Below are 13,239 nucleotides of genomic sequence, written 5' to 3' on the forward strand. Positions count from 1 at the left end.
ACCGAGATCGCCGGCTGTGGGTGATGCGCCCACAGTCGTGGCTGTTGCCGCGGAAATGCCCGCGGCGCGGGGATGCTGCCCCTAATGTCGTGGCCATGGTGCGTCCCGATGTCGGCTGATGAGCCGGATGCAAGAGCCGTCCGGCACCTGCATCGCGACCTCTCGAATCGTCAGATCCAGCTGATCGCCATCGGCGGGGCAATCGGAACCGGGCTTTTCATGGGGTCGGGTCGCACGATCACGCAAGCAGGTCCGGCGGTCGTCGTGGTTTATGCCGTCATCGGATTCTTTGTCTTCTTCGTGCTCCGCGCGATGGGCGAATTACTGTTGTCGAACCTGAACTACAAATCGTTTGTCGATTTCGCGGCCGACTTGCTGGGCCCCGCAGCGGGTTTCTTCGTCGGGTGGTCTTACTGGTTCGCATGGGTGGTCACCGGTATCGCCGAAATCGTGGCAATCGTGGGTTATTCGCAGTACTGGTGGCCCGACCTGCCCGACTGGATCCCAGCCCTGGTGACCGTGACGCTCGTCTTGGCTTTCAACCTGTTCAGCGTGCGCAATTTCGGGGAGATCGAGTTCTGGTTCTCGTTGGTCAAGATCGCGGCGATCGTAGGGCTGATCGTGGTCGGCATCGTCCTGGTGGCCACGGATTTCGTCTCGCCGCGCGGTGACCGCGCGGCAGTGGCAAACCTGTGGAACGACGGCGGGTTCTTCGCGACAGGTTTCATGGGTGTCGTCAGCGGCTTCCAGATCGCTTTCTTCGCATTCGTGGGTGTGGAACTGGTCGGCACCGCCGCAGCCGAGACCGCCGACCCGCACCGCACACTTCCGCGGGCTATCAACGCCGTCCCGATGCGGGTGGCGATCTTCTATATCGCCGCGCTACTGGCGATCCTCGCCGTGGTGCCGTGGCGGCACTTCGCCGGCGGAGAGTCTCCGTTCGTGACCATGTTCGCGCTGGCCGGTCTCGGTGCCGCGGCATCACTGGTGAACTTCGTCGTGGTCACCTCGGCGGCCTCCTCGGCGAACTCGGGTGTCTTCTCCACCGGCCGGATGCTGTTCGGCCTTGCCGATGAAGGCAGCGCACCATCGGTGTTCGGACGACTCAACCGTGGTGGTGTACCGGGGTCCGCCGTGCTGATGACCGCTCCCCTGCTGTTGATTTCGGTTCCCCTGCTGTATGCGGGCGGTTCGGTGATGGACGTCTTCACCGTCATCACCACTGTCGCGTCACTGTTGTTCATGTTCGTGTGGGTGATGATCGTGGCCAGTTACCTGGTTTACCGTCGTCGGCATCCGGAGCGGAACGCGGAATCGGAGTATCGGATGCCGGGCGGCACGGTGATGTGCTGGGCCATCCTCGCCTTTTTCGCATTCGTCATCTGGACGCTGTCGACCGGACCTGACACCGCTGTGGCGTTGGGCTGGTTCCCGGCGTGGTTCCTGCTGCTTGCGGTCGGTTGGCTGGTGGTGCGACGGCGCCCCGGTCGCGCCGAGCAATACCGGATGTTCCAAGCTGAGATGAACCACCCGCAGATAGGAGTGTCCGACCATGGCTGATCGCCCCGATGTCTCTGGCAATTCCGCGATTATCGACGAGTTCCGCGCCAACGGTGGAAAGGTCGGTGGTCCGTTTGAAGGGGCGACCTTGTTATTGCTGCACACCACCGGCGCCAAGTCCGGCAAGCAGCGCATCAACCCGGTGATGACCTTCGACATCGATGGCAAGTTACTGATCGTCGGCTCCTACGCCGGCGCTGACGTCGACCCCGCGTGGCTGCACAACCTGCGCGCCAACCCCGTCGCGCACATCGAGATCGGCACCGACGCCTACGACGTGCGGGCCCGCGAGCTGCCGGATGACGAGCGCGACGCCGTGTACCCGCGGATTGTCGAGCAGGCACCGGGATTCGGCGGTTATCAGTCCAAGACCGACCGCGTGATCCCGGTCATTGAGCTGCAGCGCATCTGAGGTTTTTGGGATCGGTAGCGGTGCGGCACCGGTGTACTTCGTGCAACGACGACGCCACCAAGGCGGCGCGCCACGAAAGGAAACCACCGCACATGAACATCGTCCCCGCCGGCATCCAGGCTCAGATCAACCGAGTTGACCGGCAGTGGAGCCTGTGGATCGGCGTCAGCCTGGCCTTGGTCGCTGCCGGATCCGTCTTTCGCTTGTTCTGGATGCTGTACATCTCGATGACCTTCGGCATGTTCGCCGGGGCGATGGCCGTCAACATCGTCTTCTCACTGGTCTTCGGCGGCGCCGCCGCCATCGGGGCGATCGGTTTCCTGACCCGGTATCACAAGGGCAGCGAGGCGGAACGACTCTGACGAGCTGAGGCCAACGAATGGTCCCGAGTCATCGGGACCATTCGTCGTATGGCCGGACGATAGGCTCGCGGCATGCTCATCAGCCGCCGTTCGGCACCGCTCGGACTTGTCTTGGCGGCGTTGGCCGCAGCGTTGTCACTCGGCGGCTGCGCCGCTTCGCAAAAGTCGGCGCCGGTCACATCGACCAATACGATGACGACCACCACTACGATGACCACCGATACGATGACCACCAATGTGATTGCGCCACAACAGCAATCATGTAGCACCCTGCACCTGCCCAGCGAGCCGAAGCTGGCAGATCAGCATGTGCACTGTGCGCTTGCGATCGGTGACCTCACTCTGGACGTGTCCAGTGACCTCCCCTGGTCGTTCAGCTTGCAGAGCCGCGGCAGCGTGATTCAGCGGTTCCGGGAGCCCACCGAGGAAGTGGGTGGAACCGGCGTCGCGCCGCTGTTGCAGGACATCGATGACAGCGGAACGCCCGTGTTGCTGGTCGTCACCGGCCGTGGCGGGACCGGTGGAGAGCCGATGGCGGTGTGGCGGATGACCGCCTCGCGTGACCGGTTCGTGCGCGCCGGTGAGATGTTCGGGTTCCGGCAGTTCTACCGAACAACTGAGGGATTTTTCGGAAACTACGCCCACTCCAGTGCCGCGTCGGGAAGTGTGACGCTGTATCGGTGGGCTGACGACAAGCTGGTGACCGTCGCCGTCCTCGACACCCAGGCGGCGGCAGCTCCGGGCGATGAGTCACGCGCCTGGGTGCGCACCGGCGACGTGCTGTGCGCGCTGAGCGAGGACGACGATCCACCCGGCGCCAGGGCGCAACGGACGGCGGCGCTCCAAGCCGCCGGGGTCAACCCCGCGACCGCTCAGCAGCAGCTGTGCACGCAGTCATGGGTCGCGTCGATCTACCGGGGAGGTCGTTGATGCGCGTCGCGGTGGTGACGGGCGGGGCTTCGGGAATCGGCGAGGCAACCTGTCACGAACTGGGCAGACGCGGCCACCGGGTGGCGGTACTGGACATCAACGGGGACGCCGCCGGGCGCGTCGCCGCCGACCTGGAGGCCGCGGGTGTCACGGCTCTCGGCATCGAGGCAGATGTGCGGGACCGGCCCGGTGTCGAGCACGCCTTCGCCACGGTGCGAGCCGAGTTGGGGCCCGTCGCCGTGCTGGTGACGAGCGCGGGAAAGGCGGCGTTCTCGCCATTCGCGGATATCACCGCCGAGTCCTGGGCTGAGATCATCGACATCAATCTGACCGGAACCTTCCATTGTTGCCAGGTCGCGCTGCCGGATATGGTCGCCGCGCGATGGGGCCGGATCGTGATGATCTCCTCGTCAAGCGCTCAACGCGGTTCTCCGTACATGGCGCACTACGCGGCGGCCAAAGGCGGAGTCATCACATTGACCAAGTCGCTCGCCAACGAGTATGCGCCGCACGGGATCACCGTCAACAACGTGCCGCCCTCGAGTATTGACACACCGATGTCACGAGGGGCGCAAGCAACGGGCCGGCTCGGCTCGCCCGAGCAGCTGGCGAAGCTGATTCCGCTGGGCCACATGGGTTCTCCCGCGGACATCGCGGCCGCCGTCGGGTTCCTGAGCTCGGATGAGGCAGGCTTCATCACCGGTCAGGTGCTGGGCGTCAATGGCGGCGCGGTGATGTGAAAACTGAGGTCAGGCGCTGACCAGTTCGGGGTGGAACTTGGCCGCCATCCGGCGCAGCCCATCCTGCCAGTCGACCGAGCTGCCGGAGCCGATGAGCTCATGAAGTCTGCTCACATCGACGGGGTTGCCGCGCAGCGCTTGCGGGCTTTCGTCGAAGACCGGTTCACGGCCGATCAGCGTACCGAGGAAGGCGCACCATTCCTGAATGCTGACGATCTGATCGCCTGCCCAGTTGACGGTGGTCGCCGGGACTGATGCTGCCTCAAGCAGTTTGGGGATGGTCGCGATGATGTCGTCCTGATGGATCGGGTTGTAGCGAGCCGGTTGGCCCGCGGGCACCGGGATCGGGATACCGGCCAGCATCATCTCCATGTGGTAGAACATCCACCCCCCGTTGTCGCCGTAGGGAACGTTCAGCCGGGCGATCGTCGTCGGCAGGCCCAGGGCGCGTGACATCGAACGCGCGACCGCCTCCCCCGCGATCTTCGAGATCGAGTAGGTGGGGAACAGCGGCTTGTGGTTGTCGCCCAGCGCCGCACTCTCCGAACGGATTTCGTCGTCGGGTGGGTCGTAGACGGCAGCTGAGGAGCAGTGCAGAAAGGCCTGTGCGCCGCGGCAGTGCGCCATCAGCAGGCCGACGGCGTCGGCATTGGCTGCCAGATCCTTGTCCCACTTGCCGCTCTTGGCGACCGCGAGGTTCAGGACGTAGTCGAAGTCTGACGGCAGGCCGTTGAAATCCCCGGCGGCCAGGTTGACCGTCTCGCAGTGCACGCCTGCTTGCTCGAGGGTGCTGCGCGCGGCCGCGTCGGTGAAGCGGGCCACTCCCCAGACGTCGTTATCGGCCGCCAAGGCGATGGCAACGGGTGTGGCAACCTGTCCGGTGACGCCGGTGATCAGGATCTTCGAGTCGCGCATGGGCCGATGGTAGCGGTGGGCCCGATCATCCGGCACATGAGTCCATCGGTTTTGCGCATTCTGCTCAGATGGCGTGATAGGGTGCCCGGCATGGCCACCAGGGGTCGCATCGACCTGCGGCTCGCCAGCCGGATTCTTCTGCTGCAACTGGTCGTCGTCACGCTGACGCTGATCGTGGCGTTCGGGCTGTTCGCTGAGTTCAACCGCCACCGTCTGGACCTGCAATACGGCGTGCACGCAATGGATATCGCACGCGTCGTGGCGTCCTCCCCGACCGTGCTGAACAACATCGGCCGCTACGAGGATGTCTCGTTGACCCCGACCGTGACCGCACCGCCGGCCCTGACCAATGAGCTTGCTACGGGGCCGCTGCAGTCCGTGGCCACCCGGGTAGAGCAACGCACTCATGTGTTGTTCGTCGTCATCACCAACGCGCAGGGCATCAGGCTCGCGCACCCCCGCCGCGCCGAGCTGGGCCTGCGGGTGAGCACCGATCCCTCGAAAGCCCTCAGCGGACACGAAGAAGTCGTTCATCAGTCGGGCACTCTGGGACGGTCCATCGTGGCCAAGGTGCCCGTGGTCGAACCGGGGACGAACCGGGTGCTGGGCATGGTCAGCGTCGGCATATCCACCAAGGAGTTCGACGAACAGTTCTCCAGGAATCTCCGGGTGCTGGCCCCGCTGGGCGGCGCGGCGCTGCTGATCGGCGTGGTCGGCTCGGTGGCGCTGGCCCGGCGCTGGCGGGGAATGACGCTCGGCCTGCGACCGGCCGAGATGGCCGAACTGGTCCGCACGCAGGCTGCCGTGCTGCACGGCATCGGCGAGGGTGTGCTGGCGGCGGACGAAACCGGCAGCATCACCTTCGTCAACGACGAAGCCTGCCGGTTACTCGAGATCGGTACCGAGCTGGGCGGCCGAATCGACGAAATCGGTTTGACACCACGTGTTCTCGATGTGTTCCACGCCGCCGACTCGGCACCGACTCTGGCCACCATCGGACAGCGCATCGTGGTGGTCTCCGCCCGCAAAGTGCAGCGTGACGGCCGGCCGCTGGGCACCGTACTGGTGGTGCGTGACCGGACCGATGTCGAGTCACTGACCCGGCAACTCGATGCCGTGCAGGTGATGAGCACGGCGCTGCGCGCGCAGCGTCATGAGTTCGCCAACCGGCTCCATCTGCTGAACGGGCTGTTGCACACCGGCCATGTCGAGGAGGGACTCCAATACCTGGAAGAGTTGCTCGGATCCGGTCCGCTCGGTTCGGCAATTCCCGGCATCGATTCCATCCGCGACAATCACCTGCAGGCATTCCTCGGTGCCAAGGCCGCGGCCGCCCGGGAAGCGGGCGTGACGCTCAGGATCGGCGAAAACACCTGGGTGTCAGGACGGCTCGAGCTTCCCGTGGATGTCACTACCGTGGTAGGCAATCTGCTCGACAATGCGATCGACGCCGCCCGGATGAGTGAGAACCCGGTCAAGGAAGTGGAAATCGAACTCGTGCAGGAGGGCTCGACCCTGCATGTCACGGTGGCCGACAGTGGTGACGGCGTCGCACCCGACTTCGTCGAGAAGATGTTCACCGAGGGCACAACGACCAAGCCCGACTCCGGAATACCTGGTGGCCGCGGCATCGGGCTCGCGTTGTCACGCCAGATCAGCCGCTCTCTCGGCGGTGAACTTCGGTTGTCCAGTCCGGGTGACCCGGCCGCCCCGGCGGGGCTGGTGGGTGCAGAGTTCATCGCCCGCCTGCCGGGTGTGATGACTGAGGAGGAGCAGTGGGCGGAACAGACCTGACCGTGCTGGTGGTCGACGACGACTTCCGGGTCGCCAACATGCATGCCGGAATCGTCGATGCGATGCCTGGTTTCGTTGTGGCCGCCACCGCTAACACCCTGGCCGCCGCCCGACGCGCCGCTCCCGTCGACCTCGCACTGGTCGATGTCTACCTGCCCGACGGCTCCGGCATTGATTTCATTCGCGAACTACGCAGCGACAGCATGGTTCTCACGGCGGCCACGGAGGCCGACACCGTCCGCTCGGCGATGGCGGCGGGCGCGGTGAGTTATCTGGTCAAGCCCTTCGCGACGACTGAACTGGCCGCGCGGCTGTCCGGCTACGCGCGTTACCGCAAGATCCTGTCCAGTCCGAACCTGAGCGCCGCCGACGTGGACTCGGCGCTGGATGCGCTGCGGCCCAAGGTCGTTCCGGTTCAGTCGGCCACCACGGTGGCATCGCCGACGAAAAAGCTTGTGCTGCAAGCCTTGCACTCGTCCGAGGCGCCGATGTCCGCCGCAGAGGTAGCCGGCGCGATCGGTATTTCGCGAGCGACGGCGCAACGGTATCTGGCCGCGCTGGCCACCACCGGGGAGGTGAGTGTGGGCTTGCGATACGGGACGACGGGCCGACCGGAACAGGAGTTCGCGGCCGCCAATCGATCCGCGCGCTCCCCGCGCGGATCGACCGACACGGCACGCGGCCGTTAGGCGGCTTCGTCGACCGGATGTGACCAGCCGCAGGTGGCGGCCAATCCGAACTCCCCCAGCGTGCTCAGAAGGTCCTGCCGCAGAACGTCATCCGAATTGAAGCGGTCCGGCTGATAAGCAAGGACGGAGATGAACATGCGGCCTTGCACGCGTCCGGAAGCCAGCGCCAACCGTCCTCCGGTGCTGTGCATCATCGACGTCGTCACCCCGGGAAACAGCGACATCACCGCGAAACAGTCGGCTGGTGTGCCGTCGGCCCGCGTCACCGCAGGGTCGATGGTGCCGACGTTGGACGTGACGACGGTGCTCGGCGTGCCGGCAGCGATCCCGACCAACTTTCTGACCATTCGCTTTGGCAGGAAGGGCACCAGCGGCATCAGGTCCCACCGCTCATTGGGAGCCTCCTTGTGGCGGGTCAGCGCATCCTTGATGGTCCCCCGGATCTCACGAAGGTCGGTCGGATCCGGTACGCGCGGGATGGTGATGTCGGCGTTGGTCACCGCGTTGGCGCGGGTATCGCCGGGAATGCGCTCGTTGACAGGCATGGCCAGCACAAGCGAGCCGTCTGCCGCCACCCGGCCCACCCGCTGACCCAACCGGGCCGCGACCGCGGCGAACAATGTGTTGCTGGTGCCACCGAGTGCGTGCGCGCGCGAGTCCCACTCTCTGCCGTCGAGGAAAACCGTCGTCATCGGCATCGCAACCAGTTCATCCCTGGCGGCCCGCCGGGTCGACGACGCCGACGCGGCGGCGCCGCGTTCCCGCCAGGCCAACCGGGCAACGGCGCGGGCGGCGCGGCCGGTAGCCGGCATATCGCGCATCGTCTGACGAAGGTCTTTCCGCAGCACTTTCGAGCGCCGGCGCGACCGGGCCGCGGGCCAGCGGATCGCGTCGTCGTGTCCCGAAGCGGCGTCCACCAACGCCTCGCACAGCCCCAGTCCGTCAGCCAGGCAATGCGACAGCACCAGACTCACCCCGGCGCCTCCTTCGGTGAACGGGAGCACCGCAAGGTGCCACGGCGGCCCATGCTCCGCGTCCAGCGGAGTGTGCGCCTGCTCGACGAGCCAGGCATCGAACTCCGCGCGCGGTCGCGGCGTCGCGACGATCTCGACGTCGGACCAACGTTGCGGGGTCACCCACCGGTGGCGGCCGAACGGCAATGGTGAGCGCTCGATGCTGCGCCGCAGCCGTCCCTGCCGCAGGTGGCCATAAAACGTCCGCAGGCCGTCGAGGTCGATCGCGCGGTGGTAAACCCAGGCGCACTGCAGCAGGCCGGTGGCTCCGGTGGCCTTTTCGCCCAGGAACATGGCCTGGTCGGCCAAATCGATGACATTGTCGACGTGGCGGTGGGAATTGTCGTGGGCGCGCATTTCTGACTCCTAATTAGTGGAAATAGCGGTAATTTATTCGCTGGCCCACGGATTCGACATCGGCAGCGCGCTGAGAATGACGGCGTCAGCGGCTGACCGGTCGGCATCGGTGTAGGTCTGCGAAATCTGCGTGAAGGTCGTACCGGTGCGCACCAGTTCTTCCTGGGCGGCTCGGTGCACCTGCAGCAATGCTGCGGCGTCCTCATGGAAAGCAGTCACTGCCTGCATCGATACCTCGTCGGCGCCGGCGGGCGCCAGGCCGGTGATGGACAGTTGTGCGTGCTCGCCGGCCTCGAGGCTGCTGATGCCGAGTTGTACCACCTGCGCACCGATGTCGCCGACGACCGGATCGAATGTCATGGGTTCCATTCGTGTACTCCTCATCTCTGCAAAGCCGGATTTTCCCCGCGATGCGAAAATTGACGGACAATGCGTTCCCGCGTGGCAGACGCCTCACTTGTTGGAATCGAAGTTAGGGCGCGGTGGAAGCCATGTCGCGGTTGTGGGCGATAGTCGGAGTAAGCGACGATTTCGTAGTTTTGCGCATTGTGCTCAGGGCCGGTTCCGGCGCAGCAGAAAGTGCTTCGGGGCCCCCTGCGGGGACCTTAGAATTGAGTTGTTGTCCAGCGCGGCCGGACCGGCACGCTCGCCGTAGTGGCCGCGCACAAACACAGGAGCAGCACGCAGATGGCAATGGATTCCATGTCCCATGATCCGGCCGCCGGTGACATCGGTTCGCAATTGGTCGACATCGGTAGCCAGGGCATCAGCGCCGCTTCGACGGCGGCCATGTCGGTGTTGACCGGCCTGATACCTGCTGGCGGCGAAGAAGTCTCGATGCAGGCGGTGATGGCCTTTGCGCAGGAGGCCGCGACCATGCTCGCGCAGAATACTGCTGCTCAGGAAGAACTGATGCGCGCTGGCAGCGCGTTGACCGACATCGCCAGGATGTATGGCGAATCCGACGATTCCGCGGCAGGCGCGTTGGCGTTCAGTACGGCCACCATGTCGCGGTTCGGGGCGGCCAGCGGGTCCAGCCTCAGCGGGGGCGGACTAGGTGCCGCCGCATTGCAGAGCCAACTCGGCGCCGCGGCGAGCAATCCCCTGGTAGCGGGTTTCGCAGCTGAGGCGGCGTCGCCAGGGACAACATCCGCGGTTGCCAACGCCGGTTCGTCGGCGATGAGCGGTGCGGCCCCGCTGGGCAGCGGGATGAGCGGCGCCGGGGCGTCCGGTGGCGCCTCGAAAGCAAGCCTGGCGTCGGCCACCGCGCCTGCCGACGAGCAAGAAGATCGCCAACACGAGGGCGAGGACGAGCAGGCCCGCGAGCGGCTGCTCTGACTTTCACGCTGTCGAGGCATCTACGCTAACGCGTGACACTCGACGTGAAGGAGCGCTGTTGTGACCGACGAGCCCGAGATGGCCACTGTCCTGCGGCAGATGAAGGTCCCCGAGCGGATGAAGGGCAGTCAGGCGCTGCGGGACTTTCTGCTCATCTATGTCGACGATGAGGAGTCGATTGCCGCCAACCCGGAGCGGCTCAAGCAGCTGAACGGGCTGATGATTCTGTCGCAACTGGAAATCATCAACGCGCTGGGAGCTCTGGAAGAGAGTGCCCGAAATTACAGCAGGACCACCCGCAGACGTCGCTGGTTCTGAGCATGGTCGTACCGTGAGGTGTGCGGTGGATCGTCGACGGAATGAATGTCATCGGTAGTCGCCCGGATGGCTGGTGGAAGGATCGTCAGCGCGCCATGGTGGTGTTGGCGGACCGGCTTGACAGCTGGGCCGACGCTCAGCGTGAGCCGGTCACGGTAGTGTTCGAGCGCCCGCCGTCGACGGCGATCCGGTCGTCACTGATCGAGGTGACGTATGCGCCTCGGGCGGCGGCGAATTCGGCCGATGACGAGATCGTCCGGTTGGTCCGGGCCGACCCACGGCCCAGCGAAATCCGGGTCGTGACATCAGACAGGGTGCTGAGCGAGCGGGTGCGCAGCCTCGGTGCGTCGGTGACCCGCGCCGAAGGTTTCCGTGACCTGATCGACCCGCGCAACGTCAAACGCGGAGGGCCCCATGCCGATTGATCAGACCAACCGGTTATGCGCGCTGGCGGGCATTGACATCCCGATCGTTCAAGCGCCCATGACCTACATCGCCGGCGCTCAACTGGCGGCGGCGGTGTCCAATGCCGGGGCGCTGGGAATTATCGAAACCACGTCCGAACAGGGTCGTGCCGACGTGCAGCGGGTGGGCGAACTCACCGACCGGCCCGTCGGAGCCAACATCGCGTTGCTGTTCAATCGCGACCCGGCGGTCGTCGATCTCCTGGCGGACAACAATATTCGTTTTGTCACGACGTCGGCCGGTGACCCGTCGCTGTTCACCACCCGCCTGCATGACGCTGGCATCACCGTGTTCCACGTGGTCGGCACGCTGGCGGCGGCGAGGAAGGCCGTGGACGCCGGCGTGGACGGCCTGGTGGTCGAAGGTGTGGAGGGGGGCGGCTTCAAGAATCGCTTCGGCGCCTCGACGATGGTCTTATTGCCCTTGGTGGCAGCACATGTCGACGTGCCGATCGTGGCGGCGGGTGGTATCTGTGACGCCCGATCGATGGCTGCCGCGTTGGTACTCGGCGCCGACGGTGTGCAGATGGGAACCCGACTGCTGGCTTCGGCGGACTCCCCGGTGCACGGCAACCTCAAGCAGGCGGTGGTCAGTGCCGACGAGACGTCCACGGTGCTGCTGCCTCTGGACGGCAGGCGGATGATGCGCGTGATTCGGACGCCTGCCGCCGAAAAGCTCGATAGCGCCGGATCATTCGAGGCCGGAGGCGCAGCACTGCAGCGGGTGCAACGGCTTTACTTCGACGGCGATATGGACGCCAGTGTCGCGAACACCGGTCAGGTCGCCGGGCGCATCGACGATCTTCCGCCGGCCGCCGACATCATTGACCGAATGTGGGCGGGGTGCCGGCAGGTGTTGGCCGCCACTGCCGATCGGCTGCCTAGCTCGGCCGGGAATTGACGTCGAACAACATCTGCTCTCTGTCGACCTTGGTCACTCGCATGTGCGCGGTGTAGGGCTTGCCCTGGTCCGGTGTTGGCTTCGGCTTTGGTGATCCGTAGCCGCTCGGCCAGTGCGGCGGGCAGTTTGCCGCCGAGCTCGTCCGCACTGGCCTGGGTTTTGAGGTGGTTGATCAGGGTGTGGCGCACCGACCGCTCTCGGCGCTCGCGGCGTTCCAGGCGCTCCAGGGCCCGCAGCAGCTCGGGGGTGGTGAGTGCGTCAAAGCTCAACGCGCACAGCCGGTCCTGCACCTCCTCGGACGCGTCGAAGACCTCCACGATCTCCTCAAGCGAACTCGATGACATACCCGAATTCTACGAAGGACCACCGACAAGTTCGGATCGCGACGAGGACGAAAGGCCTTGATAAATAAGCTTATCTGATGCTCAACGGTTGCGCCGCACTGCTCCTCTACTCCGGCGGAATTCCAGGCGGCGGGTTCACGCCGCGCAGGATCCAGGGAAACCAATCGACCGCGTACTCGATCTCGTCGGTGGCGTCGTAATCCGGCCGGGGATCAAGCGGAATGTTCTCCTGCGCCGCTACGGCGGATGGCGACCGGGGTGGGTTGACAGTGGGGGCGTCAGGCTGGCCGTAGACCGCTACCACAACAGTCCGGTCCGGGCTGTTCTCCGACCACACGCCAATCTGACTGTTGGCGCAGTTCGACATGATCGCGAAATATGCGGGCTCGTAATACCACTGGTTGAGCAACTCGACCCCGCTGATCGCCATGGCGGGATTTATTGCCACCGTTTCGGCGACCTTGCCGCGATAGCCTGCAGCGGCGGCTCGGTCCTGGGGTGTGGAACCGTCGGAGCCGATGTCGCCATTAAGGTTTCGGTTGTTCAGGACATCCAGCGTGTGCCGTTGAGCGGCAAACTGCAGCTGGGGGTTGATTCTTACATCGTTTTTGCAGCCGGCCTGGTGTTGCACGGTGAACACATTCGCGACCACGCTGTCGTTGAGGCGCTTATTGTCCGCATGCGCTGTGGCCATACCGGACACCACGCCCAGTGAGAGTGTGGAAAGTGTGAGTACGAGCCGTCGCATCTCAGCCTCCAATCCGATAGTTGGCCGCAGAGTTGCGTAGTTGCCAAATCAGGGCAGGGCACAACTCGTTGACGGCCTGGCTCAATAGATAAGACGCTTGATACTCGTCGGCTGTGTTGAAGTCGGTCTTGATATCGCCGATCAACAGCGCATAGCTGCGTCCCTCAGAAGCCCTGTCGCACAGACCATTTCCGTACTGCAAAGCCTCATCGGCATTGGCGAAGCCGTATCCGGGCCGCATCGTCACGTTCACCAGGTAGGCGACAGCATCAGCGTGAGCCTGTGGTTGCGCGCCGACGACCAGCAACGAGCCGGCCAATACGATGAGAGAAGCGAAGCGGCGCATCGGCATCA

General features: G+C 65.0%; 16 protein-coding genes and 1 pseudogene. 11 read left to right on the forward strand and 6 right to left on the reverse strand.

The genetic code is table 11. The features are described 5' to 3' along the window. The first annotated feature begins 108 nt into the window (after nucleotides 1-108). The 5 genes from QXK92_RS03585 (at nucleotide 109) to QXK92_RS03605 (ending at nucleotide 4,004) form a co-directional block, all read left to right on the forward strand. Nucleotides 109-1,560, forward strand: coding sequence for an amino acid permease (locus QXK92_RS03585; RefSeq protein ID WP_306240289.1), 1,452 nt, complete (start codon nucleotides 109-111; stop codon nucleotides 1,558-1,560). Further along, nucleotides 1,553-1,972, forward strand: a complete 420-nt coding sequence (locus QXK92_RS03590) for a nitroreductase family deazaflavin-dependent oxidoreductase (RefSeq protein WP_306240290.1) — start codon at nucleotides 1,553-1,555, stop codon at nucleotides 1,970-1,972. Before QXK92_RS03585 ends, QXK92_RS03590 begins: the two co-directional genes overlap by 8 nt. A gap of 92 nt (nucleotides 1,973-2,064) precedes the next feature. Continuing rightward, nucleotides 2,065-2,334, forward strand: coding sequence for a hypothetical protein (locus QXK92_RS03595; RefSeq protein WP_306240291.1), 270 nt, complete (start codon nucleotides 2,065-2,067; stop codon nucleotides 2,332-2,334). 192 nt (nucleotides 2,335-2,526) lie between these two features. Then, on the forward strand, nucleotides 2,527-3,264 hold the full coding sequence (locus QXK92_RS03600; protein WP_306240292.1) for a hypothetical protein: 738 nt from the start codon (nucleotides 2,527-2,529) through the stop codon (nucleotides 3,262-3,264). Beyond that, complete coding sequence (locus QXK92_RS03605; RefSeq protein ID WP_306240293.1) at nucleotides 3,264-4,004, forward strand: SDR family NAD(P)-dependent oxidoreductase; 741 nt, start codon at nucleotides 3,264-3,266, stop codon at nucleotides 4,002-4,004. The genes QXK92_RS03600 and QXK92_RS03605 overlap by 1 nt, the downstream gene beginning before the upstream one ends. 9 nt (nucleotides 4,005-4,013) lie before the next feature. Here the strand turns inward: QXK92_RS03605 and QXK92_RS03610 are convergent, their stop codons facing one another. Further along, a complete protein-coding gene (locus QXK92_RS03610; RefSeq protein ID WP_306240294.1) occupies nucleotides 4,014-4,919 on the reverse strand; it encodes an NAD(P)-dependent oxidoreductase in 906 nt (301 codons plus the stop codon). Between the two features lie 90 nt (nucleotides 4,920-5,009). Here QXK92_RS03610 and QXK92_RS03615 point away from each other — a divergent pair, with 90 nt between their 5' ends. Together QXK92_RS03615 and QXK92_RS03620 are read left to right on the forward strand one after the other, a co-directional pair. Further along, nucleotides 5,010-6,713, forward strand: coding sequence for an ATP-binding protein (locus QXK92_RS03615; protein ID WP_306240295.1), 1,704 nt, complete (start codon nucleotides 5,010-5,012; stop codon nucleotides 6,711-6,713). After that, nucleotides 6,695-7,402, forward strand: coding sequence for a response regulator (locus tag QXK92_RS03620; RefSeq protein WP_306240296.1), 708 nt, complete (start codon nucleotides 6,695-6,697; stop codon nucleotides 7,400-7,402). Before QXK92_RS03615 ends, QXK92_RS03620 begins: the two co-directional genes overlap by 19 nt. Here the strand turns inward: QXK92_RS03620 and QXK92_RS03625 are convergent. Both QXK92_RS03625 and QXK92_RS03630 read right to left on the reverse strand, forming a co-directional pair. Next, on the reverse strand, nucleotides 7,399-8,772 hold the full coding sequence (locus QXK92_RS03625; RefSeq protein ID WP_306240297.1) for a hypothetical protein: 1,374 nt from the start codon (nucleotides 8,770-8,772) through the stop codon (nucleotides 7,399-7,401). The two genes, QXK92_RS03620 and QXK92_RS03625, sit on opposite strands and share 4 nt — an antisense overlap. Nucleotides 8,773-8,805: 33 nt before the next feature. After that, entirely contained in the window at nucleotides 8,806-9,141 is a 336-nt protein-coding gene (locus tag QXK92_RS03630) for a PE family protein (RefSeq protein WP_306240298.1), read from the reverse strand. A gap of 324 nt (nucleotides 9,142-9,465) precedes the next feature. On the opposite strand from QXK92_RS03630, the gene QXK92_RS34045 reads away from it, so the two are divergent. From QXK92_RS34045 to QXK92_RS03650, 4 genes are read left to right on the forward strand one after another with little or no spacing between them, the layout of a single operon-like run. Beyond that, on the forward strand, nucleotides 9,466-10,110 hold the full coding sequence (locus QXK92_RS34045; protein ID WP_371934489.1) for a PE family protein: 645 nt from the start codon (nucleotides 9,466-9,468) through the stop codon (nucleotides 10,108-10,110). 60 nt (nucleotides 10,111-10,170) lie between these two features. Further along, nucleotides 10,171-10,428, forward strand: coding sequence for a hypothetical protein (locus QXK92_RS03640; protein ID WP_306240299.1), 258 nt, complete (start codon nucleotides 10,171-10,173; stop codon nucleotides 10,426-10,428). A 20-nt stretch (nucleotides 10,429-10,448) separates the two neighbouring features. Beyond that, nucleotides 10,449-10,853 (forward strand): NYN domain-containing protein, encoded by a 405-nt coding sequence (locus tag QXK92_RS03645; protein WP_306240300.1) that lies wholly within the window; start codon nucleotides 10,449-10,451, stop codon nucleotides 10,851-10,853. Next, entirely contained in the window at nucleotides 10,843-11,793 is a 951-nt protein-coding gene (locus tag QXK92_RS03650; RefSeq protein WP_306240301.1) for a nitronate monooxygenase family protein, read from the forward strand. The genes QXK92_RS03645 and QXK92_RS03650 overlap by 11 nt, the downstream gene beginning before the upstream one ends. Before the next feature lie 83 nt (nucleotides 11,794-11,876). On the opposite strand, the pseudogene QXK92_RS03655 reads toward QXK92_RS03650, so the two are convergent. From QXK92_RS03655 to QXK92_RS03665, 3 genes and pseudogenes are all read right to left on the reverse strand, one after another. Continuing rightward, nucleotides 11,877-12,137: pseudogene (locus QXK92_RS03655) on the reverse strand (DUF222 domain-containing protein); the annotation flags it as partial. 106 nt (nucleotides 12,138-12,243) lie between these two features. Beyond that, the gene (locus QXK92_RS03660; protein ID WP_371934490.1) at nucleotides 12,244-12,831 is read right to left on the reverse strand and encodes a CAP domain-containing protein; all 588 of its coding nucleotides are present in this window, start codon (nucleotides 12,829-12,831) and stop codon (nucleotides 12,244-12,246) included. Nucleotides 12,832-12,886: 55 nt separating this feature from the next. Then, nucleotides 12,887-13,237, reverse strand: coding sequence for a DUF732 domain-containing protein (locus QXK92_RS03665; protein WP_306240303.1), 351 nt, complete (start codon nucleotides 13,235-13,237; stop codon nucleotides 12,887-12,889). Between the last annotated feature and the right edge of the window lie 2 nt (nucleotides 13,238-13,239).

The sequence above is a fragment of the Mycobacterium sp. TY815 genome (assembly GCF_030755135.1).
Classification (GTDB): domain Bacteria; phylum Actinomycetota; class Actinomycetes; order Mycobacteriales; family Mycobacteriaceae; genus Mycobacterium.

Coding starts and splice junctions, on each gene's coding strand:
- QXK92_RS03660 (WP_371934490.1), bottom strand. CDS start 12,831: ATGGCCACAGCGCATGCGGACAATAAGCGCCTCAACGACAGCGTGGTC.
- QXK92_RS03630 (WP_306240298.1), bottom strand. CDS start 9,141: ATGGAACCCATGACATTCGATCCGGTCGTCGGCGACATCGGTGCGCAG.
- QXK92_RS03600 (WP_306240292.1), top strand. CDS start 2,527: ATGACGACCACCACTACGATGACCACCGATACGATGACCACCAATGTG.
- QXK92_RS03605 (WP_306240293.1), top strand. CDS start 3,264: ATGCGCGTCGCGGTGGTGACGGGCGGGGCTTCGGGAATCGGCGAGGCA.
- QXK92_RS03610 (WP_306240294.1), bottom strand. CDS start 4,919: ATGCGCGACTCGAAGATCCTGATCACCGGCGTCACCGGACAGGTTGCC.
- QXK92_RS34045 (WP_371934489.1), top strand. CDS start 9,466: ATGGATTCCATGTCCCATGATCCGGCCGCCGGTGACATCGGTTCGCAA.
- QXK92_RS03625 (WP_306240297.1), bottom strand. CDS start 8,772: ATGCGCGCCCACGACAATTCCCACCGCCACGTCGACAATGTCATCGAT.
- QXK92_RS03590 (WP_306240290.1), top strand. CDS start 1,553: ATGGCTGATCGCCCCGATGTCTCTGGCAATTCCGCGATTATCGACGAG.
- QXK92_RS03595 (WP_306240291.1), top strand. CDS start 2,065: ATGAACATCGTCCCCGCCGGCATCCAGGCTCAGATCAACCGAGTTGAC.
- QXK92_RS03665 (WP_306240303.1), bottom strand. CDS start 13,237: ATGCCGATGCGCCGCTTCGCTTCTCTCATCGTATTGGCCGGCTCGTTG.
- QXK92_RS03615 (WP_306240295.1), top strand. CDS start 5,010: ATGGCCACCAGGGGTCGCATCGACCTGCGGCTCGCCAGCCGGATTCTT.
- QXK92_RS03585 (WP_306240289.1), top strand. CDS start 109: ATGTCGGCTGATGAGCCGGATGCAAGAGCCGTCCGGCACCTGCATCGC.
- QXK92_RS03650 (WP_306240301.1), top strand. CDS start 10,843: ATGCCGATTGATCAGACCAACCGGTTATGCGCGCTGGCGGGCATTGAC.